The sequence below is a fragment of the Dokdonia pacifica genome, from assembly GCF_900188275.1.
Taxonomy (GTDB): domain Bacteria; phylum Bacteroidota; class Bacteroidia; order Flavobacteriales; family Flavobacteriaceae; genus Dokdonia; species Dokdonia pacifica.
Genome location: NZ_FZNY01000002.1, coordinates 393,832 through 412,121 on the forward strand (window position 1 = coordinate 393,832; position 18,290 = coordinate 412,121).

Here is an 18,290-nt window from a genome sequence, read left to right on the forward strand (position 1 = left end):
TTTTATGCTATTTGTAATTGTTCTTGTTCTAATCGTAACAAGGCTTTTCTATATTCTTCCGGAAGTACTTTCTTAAACATTGGTAAATAGTTTTCCCAACCTTTAAGAATTCGTTTTGCTAATGGACTATCGGTAGCTTGATAATGCTTTTTAAGTAAGTCTCTCAATTGCAATTCATCATCTTCTATAGTTACTGGACCAATATTTAAATCTGTTGCATTACAATGTTGTGAAAAGGTATTCTTTTCATCAAAAATATAAGCAATACCACCACTCATACCGGCTCCAAAATTGCGTCCTACTTCTCCTAAAATAACTGCAATACCCCCTGTCATATACTCACAGCCATGATCTCCAATTCCTTCTACAACGGCTTTGGCCCCTGAATTACGAACACAAAAACGTTCTCCTGCCTTTCCATTTATATATACTTCACCAGATGTAGCGCCATACAAGGTCACATTTCCGGTAATAATATTATCTTCTGGGACAATGGTACAGGCTTCTGGAACTTTGATTACTAATGTTGCGCCAGAAAGTCCTTTTCCTAAATAATCATTGGTATTACCATGAACTGTCATACGTAATCCTTTAGTAGCAAAAGCTCCAAAACTCTGCCCAGCTGAACCTTCAAAATCAATATCAATAGTATCTTCTGGTAATCCTTGTGCGCCATATATTTTTGAAATTTCATTACTCACAATAGCACCTACGGCACGGTTGATATTAGTAATAGGCAAACGTAAATGTGTTTTTTGTCTTCTAAATAATGCTTGGTGTGCTTGCTTAATAATTTTAAAGTCCAAATGTGTTTCTAAGTCATGCTCCTGCTGTGTAGTATTATAAAAAGCTACTTCATCAGAAACGGATACTTTATGTAAGATAGGTGTCAGGTCTATACCTGATGCTTTATAATGATCAATGGCTTTATTGCGATTTAGTTTCTGTACTTGGCCCACCATTTCGTTAACGGTTCTAAAACCAAGCTTCGCCATAATCTCACGCAGTTCTTGCGCAACGAAATACATATAATTTACAACGTGCTCTGGCCTCCCTTTAAATTTCTTGCGTAATTCTGGGTTTTGAGTAGCAATCCCTACTGGACATGTATTTAAGTGACATGCGCGCATCATGATACATCCTGATGCAACTAAAGGTGCTGTAGCAAATCCAAATTCTTCGGCACCTAATAAACAAGCAATAGCTACATCTCTACCTGTTTTAAGTTGGCCATCACATTCTAAGACAATACGATTACGTAAATTATTCATGACCAATGTTTGTTGTGCTTCTGCAATACCAAGTTCCCAAGGCAATCCAGCATGTCTGAGTGATGTTAAAGGAGAAGCTCCTGTTCCTCCATCAAAACCAGAAATTAAGACCACATCTGCTTTTGCTTTTACAACACCCGCTGCAATAGTCCCGACACCTACTTCTGAGACTAATTTTACATTTACACGTGCCTCTCTATTGGCTGCTTTTACATCATATATTAGTTGTGATAAATCTTCTATCGAATAAATATCATGATGTGGAGGTGGGGATATGAGCCCCACATAGGGGGTAGAATTTCTAGTTTTTGCAATCTCATGATTTACTTTTGGACCTGGAAGCTGCCCTCCTTCACCAGGTTTTGCTCCTTGTGCAATTTTTATTTGAATCTCACTTGCATTGGTAAGATAATTTGAGGTTACACCAAATCGTCCAGAAGCTACTTGTTTGATCGCCGAGTTTTTCCAATCTCCTTGTGCACTTTTATAAAAACGCTCTTGATTCTCCCCTCCTTCTCCTGAATTACTTTTCCCTCCAATTCGATTCATGGCTACAGCAAGGTTTTCATGAGCTTCTTTACTAATAGACCCATACGACATTGCTCCTGTTTTAAAGCGTTTTACAATGGCTGTCCAAGGTTCTACTTCATCTAGAGGAATGGGATCAAATTGATCAAATTCTAATAACCCACGAATGGTCATAAGACTTTTAGATTGATCATTAATTAATTGCGAGTATTCTTTAAATGTAGCTGCTTTATTAGTTCTTACAGATTCCTGAAGTTTTGCTACGGTTAACGGATTAAACATATGCTTTTCTTGTCCGCGACGCCATCTATAATCTCCTCCTATTTCTATATCGACATAAGCATCATTTGTTTGAAAAGCTTTTTTATGTTGTTTTACAATTTCTTGTTCTATTTCTCGTAATCCTATTCCTTCTATACGCGTAGGTGTATTAGGAAAATACTTAGCAACCGTCTTTGCATTAATTCCTATACATTCAAACAATTGGGAACCTCTATACGAGTTTAATGTAGAGATTCCTATTTTATTCATGACCTTTAGAATTCCTTTTCCTATGGCCTTATTATAATTTTTAATGGCTGTTAGATATTCAATATCTGTAACATCATTTGCAGAAACTTGCTCTTGTACTATCTCATTAACGATATATGGATTGACAGCACTTGCTCCAAAGCCAAAAAGTAATGCAAAATGATGTACTTCTCTTGGCTCGGCAGATTCAATGATTAAACTCGTTTGCGAACGTTTTTTTAATTTGTGTAATGCATGATTTACAAATGAACAAGCTAGTAATGCAGGAATGGGAGCATGATTATCATCTACATAACGATCAGAAAGAATGATAATATTTGCACCATTCTCTATGGCTTTTGAAGCTTTAGTAACTAAATTTTCAAGAGCAATTTCAAGTTCATTTAACCCTCTATTCACTTCATATAACATAGAAATAGAAGCTATCTTAAAATTAGGATTACTATCATAGTTTCTAATTTTATCTAAATCATGCTTTGAAATAACTGGGTTTTGAATTTTAAGTTTCTTACAATGTGCCGAATTAATATCAAAAAGGTTTACATCACTTCCTAAAGTAAGACTTATATCGGTGATTAATTCTTCACGAATTCCATCTAATGGTGGATTCGTTACTTGTGCAAATAGTTGTTTAAAGTAGTTATAGATTAATTGTGGTTTTTCAGACAATACAGCTATAGGCGCATCACTTCCCATAGATCCTATTGGCTCTTTCCCTAATTGCGCCATAGGGCGAATAAGTGTATTGATATCTTCTTGGGTATACCCAAATATAATCTTGCGTTTCTTTAACTCAATCTCATTATAAGTAATAGGTCCTTTCTTTGCCGAAATGTCTTTAAGGTGTACCAAATTTTCATTAAGCCACTTTCTATAAGGATACTTAGAGGCTATTTCTTCTTTGATCTCTTCATCATTGACAATACGTCCCTCATTCATATTGACGAGAAACATTTTTCCTGGTTCTAGACGCCCATGAAATTCAACATTTTCTGGTTTAATATCTACGACTCCTGTTTCTGAAGACATGATGACATTCCCGTTTTTAGTGACGGTATATCGGGAAGGTCTTAGTCCATTTCTATCCAATACAGCTCCAATATAATTCCCATCTGTAAATGGAATAGATGCGGGACCATCCCATGGTTCCATGAGGCAAGAATTATATTCATAAAATGCTCTTTTTGCATCAGACATACGCTCATTCTTCTCCCAAGCCTCTGGAACCAACATCATCATAGCTTCTGGCAAAGAACGTCCGGACATCAGGAGTAGTTCTACCACCATATCTAATGTAGCAGAATCTGATTTTCCTCTTAGGATCGTAGGGATAATCTTTTTAATATCATCACCAAATGCATCACTCTGCATAATTTCTTCACGGGAAAACATTCTAGATACATTACCGCGTAATGTATTAATCTCTCCATTATGACAGATATACCTAAATGGCTGCGCTAAATCCCAAGTAGGAAACGTATTTGTAGAAAAACGTTGATGTACTAAAGCTAATCGTGTATCTAACGCAGCATTATAGAGGTCTAAATAATACCCATTAATGTCTTCAGGTTTTAAAAGACCTTTAAATATGATAATCTTAGTAGAAAGACTTGGGATATAGAAAAATTTAGATTCAGAAAGTTTAGAATTATAAATAGTATGCTCAGCAATTTTACGAGCAGCAAATAGTTTTAAACTAAATGCACTTTCTGATTGATCATTAGAAGATTTTCCAATAAACAATTGTTTTACATATGGCTCAGTTGTTTTAGCGATCTCTCCTAATACATCGCTATTTACTGGTACATCTCTCCATCCTATAAGTTGTAACCCTTGATCTTTAATGGCAGTCTCTAATACTTCAATACAATAAGCACGTTGATTTTCTTTTCTAGGAAGGAACACATTACTAACTGCATAGTTTCCTATTTCAGGTAAATCAAAATCACAAAATATTTTAAAGAACTTATGAGGAATGTCTATCAATATACCAGCTCCATCTCCTGTTTTGCCATCGGCACTTACTGCGCCTCTATGTTCTAACTTCACTAAAATTTCTAGCGCTTTATGAATAATATCATTAGAACGTTTTCCAGTAAGACTACAAATAAAACCAGCACCACAATTATCATGTTCAAACTCTGGTAAGTAAAGGCCTTGTTTCTTTAGCATAATTCAATGTTTTTTAAAGATTTTTCACTTTAAATGAATCTCGAATATAGAAGCAAATTTTTAGTAATCGAAAAAGGGAAAACACTTTTAGGGAATTAAAAAATTACAGTGTATATAAATGATAAATATGCATTTTAAAGCCTCTATATTGCTAAATACGCAATTGAAAAATATGTAATAAAAACAACCTTTTACAACTAAAACGTTTTCGAAAAAAACTTTTTCTTAAAAATAAATTACACAAAGTGGTTTTTCTTTAAAAACTACACAATGAACTTATATCATTTTCTTAAAAAAACTAATTTTATTTACATACCCCCTAAAAAAATAGGGGTTAAAAATAAATATTCATAAAAATACACCTAACACCCCTATTTTTTATAATGTTAATTTTCTTTTTACATAGATTTGAACCATCAATCAATCAAAACGAATACTATGAAATTAAAATTACTATTAGGGATGAGCCTATGTACTACATTACTTTTTGCGCAAGATTCAGAAAACAAAAAAAAGTTTTCAATATCTGGTAGTGTTGACACTTATTTTAGAACGAATCTTACAGGTCCTAATACTGCATTTGAAGAAGATGGAGAAACTTTCTTTTTAAATCCCGGGACTTCATTTGCAGACAGAAGCGGATTTAGTATTGGAATGGCAAATGCCATTATATCTTACGAAGGCGAAAAAATAGGATTTGTAGCAGATTTAGCATTTGGACCTAGAGGAGAAGATGCCGTATTTCTATCTGTAGGTTCTAGTGCCATTGTAAATCAACTGTATGCTTACTACAACGTAAGTGATAAAGTACAAATAACACTAGGAAACTTCAACACTTTCTTAGGGTATGAAGTTATATCACCTGTAGGTAATTTTAATTATAGTACATCCTATATGTTTTCTAACGGACCTTTCTCTCACACAGGGCTTAAAGTTGGAATTGCTGCTACAGAAGATTTCTCTATCCTACTTGCAGTAATGAATAGTACCGATTTTACCGAGACCAATTTTGATGGCAGTTACACATTTGGAACGCAATTAGGCTATAAAGATCAATTACTCAATTTTCTATACGGAAATCAAACAGGAAACTCAGATCCAACATTTCAAGTAGACTATACAGGAGGTACTGATATAAGTGAAAAATTCTTCTTAGGAGTGAATGCTACATACAATGATACCGATGGAAGCGGGTTTTATGGAGCTGCCCTGTATCCACAGTATGCATTCTCAGAAACATTAGCGCTGGGATTACGTGCCGAATATTTTGGATTCCACGAAGAAGATATCGATGATGAAACTGTTTTTGCAGCAACCTTATCTGCAAATTACAAAATAGGTGACTTAACAATTATACCAGAAGTGCGACTCGATACGTGGTCTGAAGAAGTATATGTTGACAATGATTTAAATCCTACAGATAATTTGGCATCATTTCTTGTTGCTGCTGTTTACAAATTTAATTAACCATATATAAACACAATGAAAAAAGTTGAAGCTATCATTAGAAAATCTAAGTTTTCTGTTGTTAAAAAAGCATTGCACGAAGTAGGGGTGAATTTTTTCTCCTATTGGGATGTTACTGGACTAGGCAATGAGAAAGAAGGTCATGTGTATAGAGGTGTTTCCTATAGCACCAGTGATATACAAAGACGCTATTTATCTATTGTTGTCAATGACGATTTTGAAGAGGTGACTATCAAAGCCATTCTTGAAGCTGGCTCTACAGGAGAAGTAGGTGATGGAAAAATATTTGTCTCTCAAATTGATGAAGTCTACAGAATTAGAACTGGTGAAAAAGGCGGTAATACTTTAAAATAAAAAACATGGAAATACTTACTACAAATAATGTATGGATGATGATCTGTACTGCTCTTGTATTCTTTATGCATTTAGGGTTTGCATTTTTAGAAATTGGATTAACAAGACAAAAAAATACCATCAATATTTTATTCAAAAATATATTTATCATCACGGTAGGACTCCTACTTTATTGTTTGGTTGGGTTCAATCTTATGTATCCTGGAGATTTTAATGGGTATATAGGATTTGCAGGGTTTGGACTGGACGCACCGCTTACTGATGCAGGTACATTAGATTTAGCATATAACGAAGGGTACACTTATTGGACAGACTTCCTATTTCAAGGAATGTTTGCTGCAACTGCAGCTACCATTGTATCTGGAGCTGTTGCTGAGCGTATGAAAATTTTACCTTTTATGATATTCACCGTAATATATGTAGGATTTATATACCCAATTGCAGGTTCTTGGAAATGGGGAGGTGGCTTTTTAGACTCATTAGGCTTTTATGATTTTGCAGGTTCTACATTAGTTCATTCTGTAGGAGGTTGGGCAGCATTAGTTGCTGTTTGGTTATTAGGTTCCAGAATCGGAAAATATAAAGACGGTAAACCCCAAGCAATACCAGGACACAACATCCCTTTAGCAACTGCGGGAGTTTTAATCTTATGGTTAGGTTGGTTTGGTTTTAATGGAGGCTCTGTTTTATCTGCAGATGCGAGTTTAACATCTTTAACACTCGTAACCACATGTCTTGCGGCGGCGGCTGGTGGAGTTGTTGCAGCTATAGCATCTACCGTTATGTATAAAAACTTAGACCTTACAATGTTCTTAAATGGAATCCTTGGAGGATTGGTTGGTATTACTGCGGGTGCAGATGTAATGTCACCTACAAGCGCCATTATTATTGGCGCAATCGCAGGTTTATTAATCGTTTTTGCAGTAAGCTTTATAGACAAGATTAAATTAGACGACCCAGTAGGTGCCATTGCCGTACACTTGATATGCGGTATTTGGGGTACACTAGCTGTAGGTATATTTGGTTTTAGCGCGTCTACCAATGATGCTGGTGAGTTCTTAAATGCAAATGGTGACGTTGTAGCAACAGCCTCTGAAGCGGCTAATACATTAGCTTTCTTACCTCAACTTTATGGAGTACTTGCCTATGCAGTTATTTGTATACTATCATCCTTCTTAATCATTTTTATACTCAAAAAGACCATGGGTATCAGAGTTTCTGAACGTGAAGAATTAGAAGGATTAGATGCACACGAACATGGAATGGATGCCTATCCAGATTTCAGATTAAACGAACATTAATCTTCTTGAACATACCTACTAAAAAAAGAAACCTCAAAGCATCCCAAGCTTTGAGGTTTTTACATTTTATATGCTTTCGCATTTCTGCTAAGTTTATTCCGAATTTATTTCGGAATCTCATCATCTTAATTAACAACTATGATGTGAAAGTTTGACGAAAAGTATAGATATATACGCTTTCGCGAAAGCGTATAGAGCATGTATAAAATACCCTACATCAAGCCGAATTACGACTCGCATTGATATTACCAAATAAAGAACGGGTGACTATTTTTTCAAAAATAGCAATCTGCGCTTCGTCTCGTACTGGTGCTTTTTCTAATTCTTGAATTTTCTTAAGCGCGTACTGTTGAATCGTCAATAATGGTAATACAATAGATTCTCGCATTGCAATAGAAGCTCTTCCAGCAGGTTCTTCCTCCATTAATTTTTCATAACCCGTAAGCTTTAAAATAAGACGTTTTGAGGTTTCATACTCTTTATAAATGACATTCCAAAATGCACCATATTCTGGATCTTCAGACATATACTTGGTCAAATCAAAGAAAGACTTAGACAATGACATCATACTATTTTCTATAAGTGTTTTAAAGAAGCTAGACGTCTTAAATAACTGTTGCACTTTATCAAATTCGCCTTTATCTTCATAATGCTTTAATGCTGTTCCCACTCCAAAAAAGCCTGGGACATTCTGTTTTAATTGACTCCAAGATCCTACAAAAGGAATGGCTCGTAAATCTCCAAATACTAAACCTTCTGATTTTCCACGCTTGGAAGGACGACTTCCAATATTTGTTTTTGCATAATACTTAAGCGTACTCATATGCTCTAAGTAGGAAATGAACTTTGGATGTGCTTTAAACGCGCTATATGCCTCATAACTTAACTTAGCAAGCTCATTCATAACTTCTCTATTCTCTGGAAGCATACTGAGGTTTACTTCGCTTAAGCTGTTATAAATCCCAGAACTGATCAACTGTTCTAAATTATATTGTGAGGATTCTAGGGTTCCAAAATTAGAACTAATGGTTTGTCCTTGAATGGTTAACTGCACTTCTTTATCTTCTATAGTTGGTCCTAAAGAAGCATAAAAATTATGTGTCTTCCCTCCTCCTCTAGCAGGTGGGCCACCACGTCCATCAAAAAAGATAACCGTTACATCATATTTTCTAGAAATAGCAGTTAGATTTTCTTTGGCTTTGTAAATTGCCCAGTTTGCCATGAGGTATCCCCCATCTTTTGTTCCATCACTAAAGCCTAACATAATGGTTTGTCTATTGCCTCTTGATTTTAAATGAGCAGCATATTCAGGATTCGTATAAAGCTCTTCCATTACAGCAGGTGCATTCTCTAAATCGGTAATCGTTTCGAATAATGGTCCAATATCTATTGTAAGTTTGTCTTGAAATGCTACTAGTTTCAGCATCGCAAACAACTGCATTACATTAAGTGTCGTCTGATTATTACTAATAATATATCGATTGGCAGCTTGCTCGCCATTTGTTTCTTGAATGGTTTTAATAGCTTTCATCGTATGAAGTGCCTTCAGCGTTTCTTCATCTTTTATCCAAGACAAGTCTACTTTCCCTTTTACTTTTGAGAGGATACCAATCTGTTCTTTTTCAGATAACTCATGATAATTCTTAGGGAATAAATCACTACCACCTTCTATGGAGGCATTCACCATGTCATTAAAAAACTGATCATGCTTACGGCTATCCTGTCGGATATCTAGGGTAGAAAAATGAAAACCAAATAAATGCACTCTATTTAAAAGGCTATTTACTTCAGACACATACAAAGATTGATGTTCTGAAATTAGTATTTCTTTAATCCCTTGCAATTCAGACGTAAAATGCTGAAGTGTAATTTCATCCTCTTGATGTATAATCGCATTATACAAAGCTCTTTCCAGAGCAGTAATTCGATCTTCCACTCCTTTAAAAGATAGCTTTCTCTTAAGACGTCTTACATCTCTATAATAATTTTTAATAATAGTTTCTCGTAATCGTTGTGCAACTTTTAAAGTAATCTCTGGAGTTACAAATGGATTTCCATCACGATCTCCGCCTGGCCAGAAACCCACATTAATGATGTCATTGTCAATATGTTTTCCATCAAATATATTTTGTTGGATATAATCATATATCGTCCCAAAGGATCTATAGAATACATTTTCTAAATACCAAATTAAACTCACTGCCTCATCATAAGGAGTTGGCTTTTTATGTTTAAAGAATGGTGTTTTTCCTAATTGCGCCAATAGATCATTGATACGTAGTAAATCATTTTCTTTAATAGCTTCGGTCAAATCTGTAATAATACCTAGTACTGATCCTGGGTAGAATTGTGTTGGATGTGCGGTTAATACTATACGCACTTTAAACTCCTCTAGGTACTTTTGGAGCGTTTCTAATTTATTATCTGCAACAACTGCTTCCTTTAAACTACGCAAGGTTCCAATTCCGTCCATATTATTCACTTTCGCGAAAGCGGCATCTTCTATTGCATCAAACAATACGACTTGACGTTCTATATATTGAATAAAACGAAATAATAGATTAATTTGACTCTCTGGAGAACGTCTAGCTTGGTATTTTTCAAAAAATGTTTCGACAATAGTTGTTGGGTTATCACCTTTTTCAAATCCTTTTTGACAGGTCTCATGAAACAAGGGCAATAAAGCACCCGTTTTTGTAACAGCATCAAAGGGTAATGTCATAAATATACTATTGTAAATCTGATATTTAGACAGCACATTTTGAGTAAATCGTGTGATTTTGGGTTGAATTGACATAGCTAATGTATTTTTAAAGCAACTTTAAAATTACTAAAGGATGCGCAATTTAAATAGTGAATCTCTTCTTTTTACGAATAATACTTTTATTCGGTTTCTAATTGCTAAAACTTCAAAAAAAAGCGTTTAAAATACATATTCTGTATCCCGTATTTATTCAATAAGCAAGGCTTGCTTTAAGATCGTGACTGGATGTAATGCTATGCGCTTTGTTCCATCTTTAATTTGATGTCTACAACTTGTGCCATTGGCAGCTATAATAACCGTATCATCTGCTTTACGAATTGCAGGAAATAAGGTTTGTTCTCCCATCTGCATACTCACTTCATAATGTTCTTTTTCATATCCAAAACTACCTGCCATTCCACAACAACCTGAAGGAATAATCGTAGGCGTATAATTCACAGGAAGGTTGAGTATTGCAAATGTATGTTCAACAGATGATAACGCTTTTTGATGGCAATGAGCATGGATTTTAAGTGTTTTCGCTTCCGCGGAAAATTGCTCAGGACTAATATTTCCTAATTTGATTTCTTGATGTAAAAATTCTTCAATTGTATAAGAGTGTTTAGCAAGGCGTTTTGCCCCTTCTATATCATTAGCAAGTCGCAGATATTCATCTCTGAACGTCAATATTGCTGAAGGCTCTATACCAACACAAACTGTATTTTCTGAAACTCGATTTCTTAATTTAGCTACTGTTTTATTTGTAGCTCCTTTCGCATGATCTAAAAACCCTTTTGAAATATAGGCTCGCCCACTTTCTAAACCTTGAATACATTCTACTTCATATCCTAATCTTAAAAGTAATTCGAAGGTATCTTTTCCTATAGATCCATCGATATATTCTGTAAACTCATCTACAAAAAGCAACACTTTCTTTTCTGGTTTCTTCACATTCTTTGCATAAGGTAGAATCTTTGAAGAACTAAAAATCGAATCAGTAAATAAATCTAACTTAGGTAATGATCTTTGTTTTGCTATTTTAAAAATAGGTTTTATTAAAGATGAAAAAATAGGTAATAAACTATTATATAACCATGGCGCTTCTGCGGCAATACGATTTACTTGTGTTGTATTTGTAAAAAGTTTAGTTCGCAAACTAATTGTATGTGACTTTTGATATTGATATTCAAATTCTGCTTTTAATGTTGCCACATCTACATTACTAGGACATTCGCTAGCACAAGCTTTACAACTCACACAGAGATCAAATACTTCTTTGAGTTCTTCATGATCAAAAGGGTTTGATTTTTCTGATGTTGTTAAAAACTCTCGTAAAGCATTGGCTCTTGCTCTTGTGGTATCTTTTTCATTACGAGTGGCTCTATAACTAGGACACATCGTTCCGCCAGCACTGGGAAGCTTACGGCAATCCCCACTTCCATTACATTTTTCTGCAGATCGTAAAATACCTTCTTGATCATCAAAATTAAAAAGTGTTGTTATTTCAGGTTCTTCTCTATCTATTTCATAACGTAAAGACGTATCCATAGGTAGTGGATCAATGATTTTACCTTTATTAAATATAGACTGTGGATCAAATGTGTATTTGATTTTCCTTAGGAGTTCATAGTTCTTTTCTCCTATCATATAGGCAATAAACTCAGAGCGTACAATACCATCACCATGTTCTCCACTCATAGAGCCTTGATAGCTTTTGACTAGTTTGGCAACATCTGTTGTAATTTTTCTAAATAAAACAACATCTTCAGCTTTTTTTAAATTTAAGATAGGTCGCAAATGCAACTCTCCTGCTCCTGCATGTGCATAATAGACTGCTTCTTGTTCATAATCATCCATGATTTCTGTAAAGTCATCTATATAAGCTGCTAAATCTTCAAGTGCAACTGCAGTATCCTCTATACAAGCCACTGCCTTTCGATCACCTATAATGTTTCCCAATAAGCCCAAACCAGCTTTACGAAGTTCCATCGCTTGGTCTATTTGCTTCCCTTCTAATATTGGGTAGGCATAAGAAAGACCAGAAGCTTCGATATCATTTACTAAAGCATTTGCTTGTAGCCGAGCTTTTTCAATAGTGGTATCTCGAACTTCTAGGGTAAGAATAGCAGCAGGATCTCCTTCTATAAAAAATCTATTCTTTAATTGTGTTCTATTATTTTTTGTGCAGTCTAGAATTACCTTATCCATCATCTCACACGTATATAAGTCATGATTCATGGTAAGTGAGACTGCTTTTAGACATTCTTGAAGGGTTTCAAAATGAGCGGCAACAAGAACTCCATGAGCTGGAGGTAATTCATCTAACTGAAGTGTAATCTCTGTGGTAAATGCAAGTGTCCCTTCACTACCTGCCAATAAAGAGCAGAGATTAAATAGGCTTCCATCTTCTGTAAATGGTTGTTGATGTATAAGCGCATCTATAGCATACCCTGTATTGCGTCTATGTATTTCGGGTTTAGGAAATTCTTCACGAATTTGGTGTTGTATTTCAGGTACTGAAAGTGTTTCTTTTAGTGTTTTATAGATACTCCCTTCTAGAGTGGTTAATTGGCATTTTTCGCGAAAACGGGTGTCAGATAAAGATTCAAATACCACTTCACTCCCATCACTGAGAACTGTTTTTAATCGAATCACTTTATCTCGGGTTACTCCATATTTTATAGAAGTAGTTCCTGAGGAATTGTTACCAACCATTCCTCCTATCATACATCTATTTGCTGTAGAGGTATTGGGTCCAAAAAATAATCCGTGTGGTTTTAAATATTCATTTAATTGATCTCGTATTACTCCTGGTTGTACGGTTACTTGTTGTTTTGCTACATCTAGATGAATAATATCTGTAAAATGTTTAGAAACATCTACTACAATACCATCTCCTACACATTGTCCAGCCAGAGAGGTTCCCGCGGTACGAGGAATGAGGGTAATATTATTTTTTGAGGCAAAAAGAACCAAACGCTGTATATCTCTCGTATCTCTTGGGTACGCTACTGCTTGAGGAACTTTTCTATATACCGATGCGTCTGTTGCATACATATGCAAATGCAACGCGTCTGTATGAAGTTCTCCTGAAAGTTGGCGCGATAATTGTTTAAAGAGAATATCCATATAATCAAAAATACATCAAAATTTTATGGTGTATCCTACGTTATATGAAGAAGACAAACTAATATCAATTTAAAACTCAACTTTATGAAGAAGACGCTTTTTAGTTTCTTATTATTTTTAGGATTTGCAGCTATGGTTCAAGCTCAAGAAATTTCTCCCAATGCCATAGGTATTCGCGTAGGAGATAACGATGGATTTGGAACAGAGGTTAATTATCAACGTGCATTAGGAGATAGTAATCGTTTAGAATTAGGACTTGGATGGCGTAGTGCTACCAATTTTGATGCGATACGTCTTACTGGACTATACCAATGGGTATGGAATCTGGATGGTAACTTTAATTGGTATGCTGGTGTAGGAGCCGCAGTTGGATCTTTTGATTTTGAAGATCGTTTTGTAGGAAATAGAGATTTAGATGAGCTTTTTGTGAATGCTGCAGGAACGATTGGTATAGAATACAATTTTGATATTCCCTTATTACTATCATTGGATTTTAGACCTGAAATAGGAATACTTAATGATATAGATGATAGCTTAGAGTTTGATATTGCGCTTAGTATTCGATATCAATTTTAATTAGAAAAAATGTATAAAAAACCGAGGCATATGTCTCGGTTTTTTTATGTGTTTTATAACTAGAGAATTAAACTTTCCCTACTAATACCTTTTCATACAACTCTTCATACAATGGTACGATATTTTGTATATCAAACTTTCTTGCTTCTCGCTTGGCATTCTTTTTAAATGTATTTAGTGTATCATCATCTTGTAGGATACGGATCGCATTTTGTGCCATATCTGCTATATTTCCAACGTTAGAAAGATATCCAGTAACGCCATCTATATTTACTTCTGGAATTCCTCCTGCTTTACTAGAAACCACAGGAACTTCATTTACCATTGCTTCTAATGCTGCTAATCCAAAACTCTCTGCTTCAGAAGGCAATAAGAAAAGATCTGAGAAGCACAATATCTTATCAATCTCATTACTATTACCTAGAAAACGAACTTTATCTTCTATCCCTAGTTCTTTCACTCGTTGCTCTGCTCCTTCTCTTTCAGGTCCTTCTCCCACCATCAGTAATTTTGCAGGTAATTCTAGTTGTACTCTATAAAAGACTTCGATAACGTCTTGAATACGTTTTACTTTTCTAAAATTACTTATATGGGTAATAATACGTTCATCTTCATTTGCCATCAATTCTCTTTGGCAATCAGTAAAGCCATTATTAGAACCATCTACATCAATAAAGTTAGGAACTACATCTATATGTCTTGTAATGTCAAAAAGACGCAATGTGTCTTGTTTTAGACTTTCAGAAACCGAAGTTACTACATCACTTTTATTGATACTAAAGCTTACGGCTGGGCGATAAAAAGGATGACTTCCAACCAGTGTAATATCCGTACCATGTAAGGTCGTTACCATAGGGATATGAATTCCTTCTTCTTTAAGCATTTCCTTGGCCATATACCCTGCATAAGCATGTGGTATTGCATAATGCACATGCAAGATATCAATACCTTGTTTTTTTATGATGCGCACCAATTTACTAGAAAGTGCTAGTTCATATGGTTGGTAATGAAATAATGGATAGTCAGGCACATTTACTTCATGAAAATGAATTTTCTCATTTAGCAATGCTAACCTTACAGGTTGTTTATAGGTGATAAAGTGGACTTCATGTCCTCTTTTTGAGAGCGCTATTCCTAATTCTGTAGCGACAACGCCACTACCTCCAAACGTAGGATAACAAACTATAGCAATTTTCATGTAGTCTTCTTTTTTTGCTTTCGCGAAAGCGTACTAGTCAATAATAGATTCATAAATCGCCTCTTGAATTCTAGTACGTAATCCCGACATGACTAATTTACGATTTTCCATTGTAGGAAAAGTGCGATTTGATAAAAATACGTACACAAGATCTTGTTCTGGATCTGCCCATGTATAGGTTCCTGTAAATCCGCTATGTCCAAAACTGGTCATCGAAACACAACCACAGGTAGGACCGCTTCCTGATAATTGAGGTTTATCAAAACCTACGCCTCGTCGCACATTCTTATCACAATACGTACAGGTATTAAATTCTTCTATGGTTTCTTTAGAGATATATCGTTTCCCTCCATAATATCCATTTTGGAGGTACATCTGCATGAGTTTCGCAACATCATTAGCATTACTAAAGAGTCCCGCATGTCCTCCAATGTTACTTTGCATTGCTGCTCCCATATCATGTACGTATCCTTGTACTCTTTGATTACGCCAATACGTATCATTTTCTGAAGGCACAATCGATTTTTTAGAGAAACGATCTAATGGCTTATAACCAGTTCTATTAGCGCCTAATGAACTATAAAAACGTTCTGATGTAAGTTTATTTAGATCTTTCCCATAGTAATCTTCTAAAAACTTCTTTATTAAATAGTATGGTAAATCACTATACTTATAAGAAAGACGTTCTCTTAAATCACTTTCTCCAATGCGTTTTATGATAGAATCTGTATAGTCACTTCTCAAGTATAACTCATCTGCTACTTTAATATTAAAATCTTTTGAATACGCTTTTCTATAGTACTCTTGAGAAGGTTTTTTTGTAACCGTATCCAAAGTAGCTAGATAAAAAGGAATCCATGCTTTAAAACGTGCATAATGCGATAATGCTTTACGTAAGGTGATATTAGATTTATTAGTTCCTTTTAATTCTGGAATCAATTCTCCTAAGGTATCGTCTAGCGTGATTGATCCTTGGCTTCGTAATTCCATTAGTAATGGTAAAGAAGCTAAAATTTTAGTCATAGATGCAACATCATACACATCATCAGGACGTACGCGTCGTTTTTTATTATACGTATGATATCCAAAACTCTTATTGTAAATTACTTTCCCTTTACGAGCAATCAGTACTTGTGCTCCAGGCATCATAGCTTGTGTAATACCAGAACGAACCAAAGCATCTACTTTCTTATTCAAACTATCTGAGCTTATTCCTACTTCTTCGGGGATTCCATAAGAGAGTCTACGTAAAGTTCCAGATTCAAATCCTGAACCTGCTTTTGTTTCTTTTAAAGAAACTGGAAGTTTTCCTTTACTAGGAATTGCTCCAAAAATAAGTTGTGCGCTTTTCTCTTGTGAAATCTTACTATTTTGATAACTATGTACAATGGCTTCTATATTGGTAGTAGACAATAAGTCTAACATTGCGTATGGACGCACAAAAAGGTCCAATACCACATCATTAGTACGTGCTATTTCATACAGCCACGTTTTCTCTTTGTCTGTAAAGGCATAAGATTTCCATGGATTGGCATTAGATCTATGAAATCCAACAATCACATAATTATATTTTTTAAGTTTTGTGATCATTTCATCTAGTGTATTTGCTTTTACATGAGACACATTGGTATATTTACGCATCTCTTTTAAGAAGTGATTACCGGAATCATCTCCTAAGGATACATACGCTATTTTCTTATTATCTAGATTCTTAACAGGAAGAATTGATTTTCCGTTTTTTGTAATGGTAAGCGCATTCTCTATAGCAGCACTATAAACGATATCATCTACTGTTGTATTTAAATCTGCCACTAAGTTTTCTGTTTCTACTGGCTTATAATTAGAAAGGCCTACCTTATATTTTGCATACAGAATCTTTTTTACAGAATGTGCCAAACGCTCTTCTGTGATCTCATTACTTTCAAGTGCTGCCTTAATTTTTAAGGCGGCCGACGGTACATCATTACTTATAAGAAGAATGTCATTTCCTGCTTTAAAAGCTGCAAGATCTATTTCGCCTGGTTCTTTAAAATTAGAAGCGCCTTTCATATTAAGGGCATCTGTAAAGATCAAACCGTGAAATTGCAAACTATCTTTCAAAACACTTGTCACCACAGTGGGTGAGATAGAAGTAGGATATCCATCTTCTGGAACAAGGTTAGGGACATTTAAATGTGCTACCATTACACTCGCAACTCCTGCTTCTATAATGGGTTTATAAGGATACATCTCTATATTTTTGAGACGATCTAAAGTAAAGTCTAATGTGGGTAGCGTTTTATGACTGTCTTGATCTGTATCTCCATGGCCAGGAAAGTGTTTTGCACTTCCTAAAACACCTGTACTGTGCATACCTTCTAAAAAGGCTATTGCTTTCTCGGTAACATTTACCTTATCTTCTCCAAAAGATCTGTTTCCTATAATTGGATTTGCTGGGTTTACATTAATATCTACAACAGGCCCAAAATTAATATGCACTCCTAATCGCTTACAATGCTCTCCTACGCGCGCTCCTACATCTTTAACAATACGGTTATCTTGTATAGCACCTAAGGTCATATTCCAAGGAAAAGCATAAGTACTATCTAATCGCATAGACAACCCCCATTCTGCGTCCATTCCAATTAATAATGGTGTTTTAGCTAACTCTTGAAACTCATTATTCAATTTGGCTTGTCGCATGGGACCACCTTTAGAAAAAATAATCCCTCCTATGTGTTGTTCTTTGATAAGAGCGCGAATCTTATCTACTTTTGCTTTTGGGTCACTAGAAAAAACATCTACCATAAACAACTGCCCAATACGTTGCTCTACTGTCATTGCAGTATACACGCTATCTACCCATGTACGTTGGGCTTCGATATCATTTGTATAAAGAGGATATGATTGTTGCGCTATAGCAACAAAAGGGATGTACAAAAAACTAAGTAAGAAAAGGTATTTCCTAAACTGCATATATCAAGAACTATTAAAAACGACTCATTAATTACTACTCGCCTCTTTAAAAACAATAATAATGC

At 35.1% G+C, this 18,290-nt stretch carries 9 protein-coding genes; 4 read left to right on the forward strand and 5 right to left on the reverse strand.

The annotated features are described in order from the left end of the window. Positions 1-2 precede the first annotated feature (2 nt). A complete protein-coding gene (gltB, locus tag CHB80_RS09025; protein ID WP_218823084.1) occupies positions 3-4,502 on the reverse strand; it encodes a glutamate synthase large subunit in 4,500 nt (1,499 codons plus the stop codon). Positions 4,503-4,940: 438 nt separating this feature from the next. Here gltB and CHB80_RS09030 point away from each other — a divergent pair, with 438 nt between their 5' ends. Genes CHB80_RS09030 through CHB80_RS09040 form a run of 3 tightly spaced genes read left to right on the forward strand, consistent with a single transcriptional unit; the run spans position 4,941 to position 7,624 of the window. After that, complete coding sequence (locus CHB80_RS09030; RefSeq protein WP_089371118.1) at positions 4,941-5,969, forward strand: porin; 1,029 nt, start codon at positions 4,941-4,943, stop codon at positions 5,967-5,969. A 15-nt stretch (positions 5,970-5,984) separates the two neighbouring features. Continuing rightward, complete coding sequence (locus CHB80_RS09035) at positions 5,985-6,323, forward strand: P-II family nitrogen regulator (protein ID WP_089371119.1); 339 nt, start codon at positions 5,985-5,987, stop codon at positions 6,321-6,323. Between the two features lie 5 nt (positions 6,324-6,328). Further along, positions 6,329-7,624 carry an ammonium transporter gene (locus tag CHB80_RS09040; RefSeq protein ID WP_089371120.1) on the forward strand — a complete coding sequence of 432 codons (1,296 nt, stop codon included), beginning with the start codon at positions 6,329-6,331 and terminating at the stop codon, positions 7,622-7,624. Positions 7,625-7,841: 217 nt separating this feature from the next. Here CHB80_RS09040 and CHB80_RS09045 read toward each other — a convergent pair whose 3' ends face one another. Together CHB80_RS09045 and CHB80_RS09050 are read right to left on the reverse strand one after the other, a co-directional pair. Then, positions 7,842-10,421 carry a phosphoenolpyruvate carboxylase gene (locus tag CHB80_RS09045; protein WP_089371121.1) on the reverse strand — a complete coding sequence of 860 codons (2,580 nt, stop codon included), beginning with the start codon at positions 10,419-10,421 and terminating at the stop codon, positions 7,842-7,844. A 153-nt stretch (positions 10,422-10,574) separates the two neighbouring features. Further along, positions 10,575-13,496 carry an FAD-binding and (Fe-S)-binding domain-containing protein gene (locus CHB80_RS09050; protein WP_089371122.1) on the reverse strand — a complete coding sequence of 974 codons (2,922 nt, stop codon included), beginning with the start codon at positions 13,494-13,496 and terminating at the stop codon, positions 10,575-10,577. Positions 13,497-13,580: 84 nt separating this feature from the next. Here CHB80_RS09050 and CHB80_RS09055 point away from each other — a divergent pair, with 84 nt between their 5' ends. Continuing rightward, entirely contained in the window at positions 13,581-14,072 is a 492-nt protein-coding gene (locus CHB80_RS09055; RefSeq protein ID WP_089371123.1) for a hypothetical protein, read from the forward strand. A gap of 67 nt (positions 14,073-14,139) precedes the next feature. Here CHB80_RS09055 and bshA read toward each other — a convergent pair whose 3' ends face one another. Further along, positions 14,140-15,270 carry an N-acetyl-alpha-D-glucosaminyl L-malate synthase BshA gene (gene bshA / locus CHB80_RS09060; protein WP_089371124.1) on the reverse strand — a complete coding sequence of 377 codons (1,131 nt, stop codon included), beginning with the start codon at positions 15,268-15,270 and terminating at the stop codon, positions 14,140-14,142. A 33-nt stretch (positions 15,271-15,303) separates the two neighbouring features. Then, the gene (locus CHB80_RS09065) at positions 15,304-18,225 is read right to left on the reverse strand and encodes a glycoside hydrolase family 3 N-terminal domain-containing protein (protein ID WP_089371125.1); all 2,922 of its coding nucleotides are present in this window, start codon (positions 18,223-18,225) and stop codon (positions 15,304-15,306) included. Between the last annotated feature and the right edge of the window lie 65 nt (positions 18,226-18,290).

What these genes read in the sequence shown, in the direction of transcription:
- bshA (WP_089371124.1), bottom strand. Translation starts at nt 15,270, where the DNA reads ATGAAAATTGCTATAGTTTGTTATCCTACGTTTGGAGGTAGTGGCGTT.
- CHB80_RS09030 (WP_089371118.1), top strand. Translation starts at nt 4,941, where the DNA reads ATGAAATTAAAATTACTATTAGGGATGAGCCTATGTACTACATTACTT.
- CHB80_RS09035 (WP_089371119.1), top strand. Translation starts at nt 5,985, where the DNA reads ATGAAAAAAGTTGAAGCTATCATTAGAAAATCTAAGTTTTCTGTTGTT.
- gltB (WP_218823084.1), bottom strand. Translation starts at nt 4,502, where the DNA reads ATGCTAAAGAAACAAGGCCTTTACTTACCAGAGTTTGAACATGATAAT.
- CHB80_RS09040 (WP_089371120.1), top strand. Translation starts at nt 6,329, where the DNA reads ATGGAAATACTTACTACAAATAATGTATGGATGATGATCTGTACTGCT.
- CHB80_RS09055 (WP_089371123.1), top strand. Translation starts at nt 13,581, where the DNA reads ATGAAGAAGACGCTTTTTAGTTTCTTATTATTTTTAGGATTTGCAGCT.
- CHB80_RS09045 (WP_089371121.1), bottom strand. Translation starts at nt 10,421, where the DNA reads ATGTCAATTCAACCCAAAATCACACGATTTACTCAAAATGTGCTGTCT.
- CHB80_RS09065 (WP_089371125.1), bottom strand. Translation starts at nt 18,225, where the DNA reads ATGCAGTTTAGGAAATACCTTTTCTTACTTAGTTTTTTGTACATCCCT.
- CHB80_RS09050 (WP_089371122.1), bottom strand. Translation starts at nt 13,496, where the DNA reads ATGGATATTCTCTTTAAACAATTATCGCGCCAACTTTCAGGAGAACTT.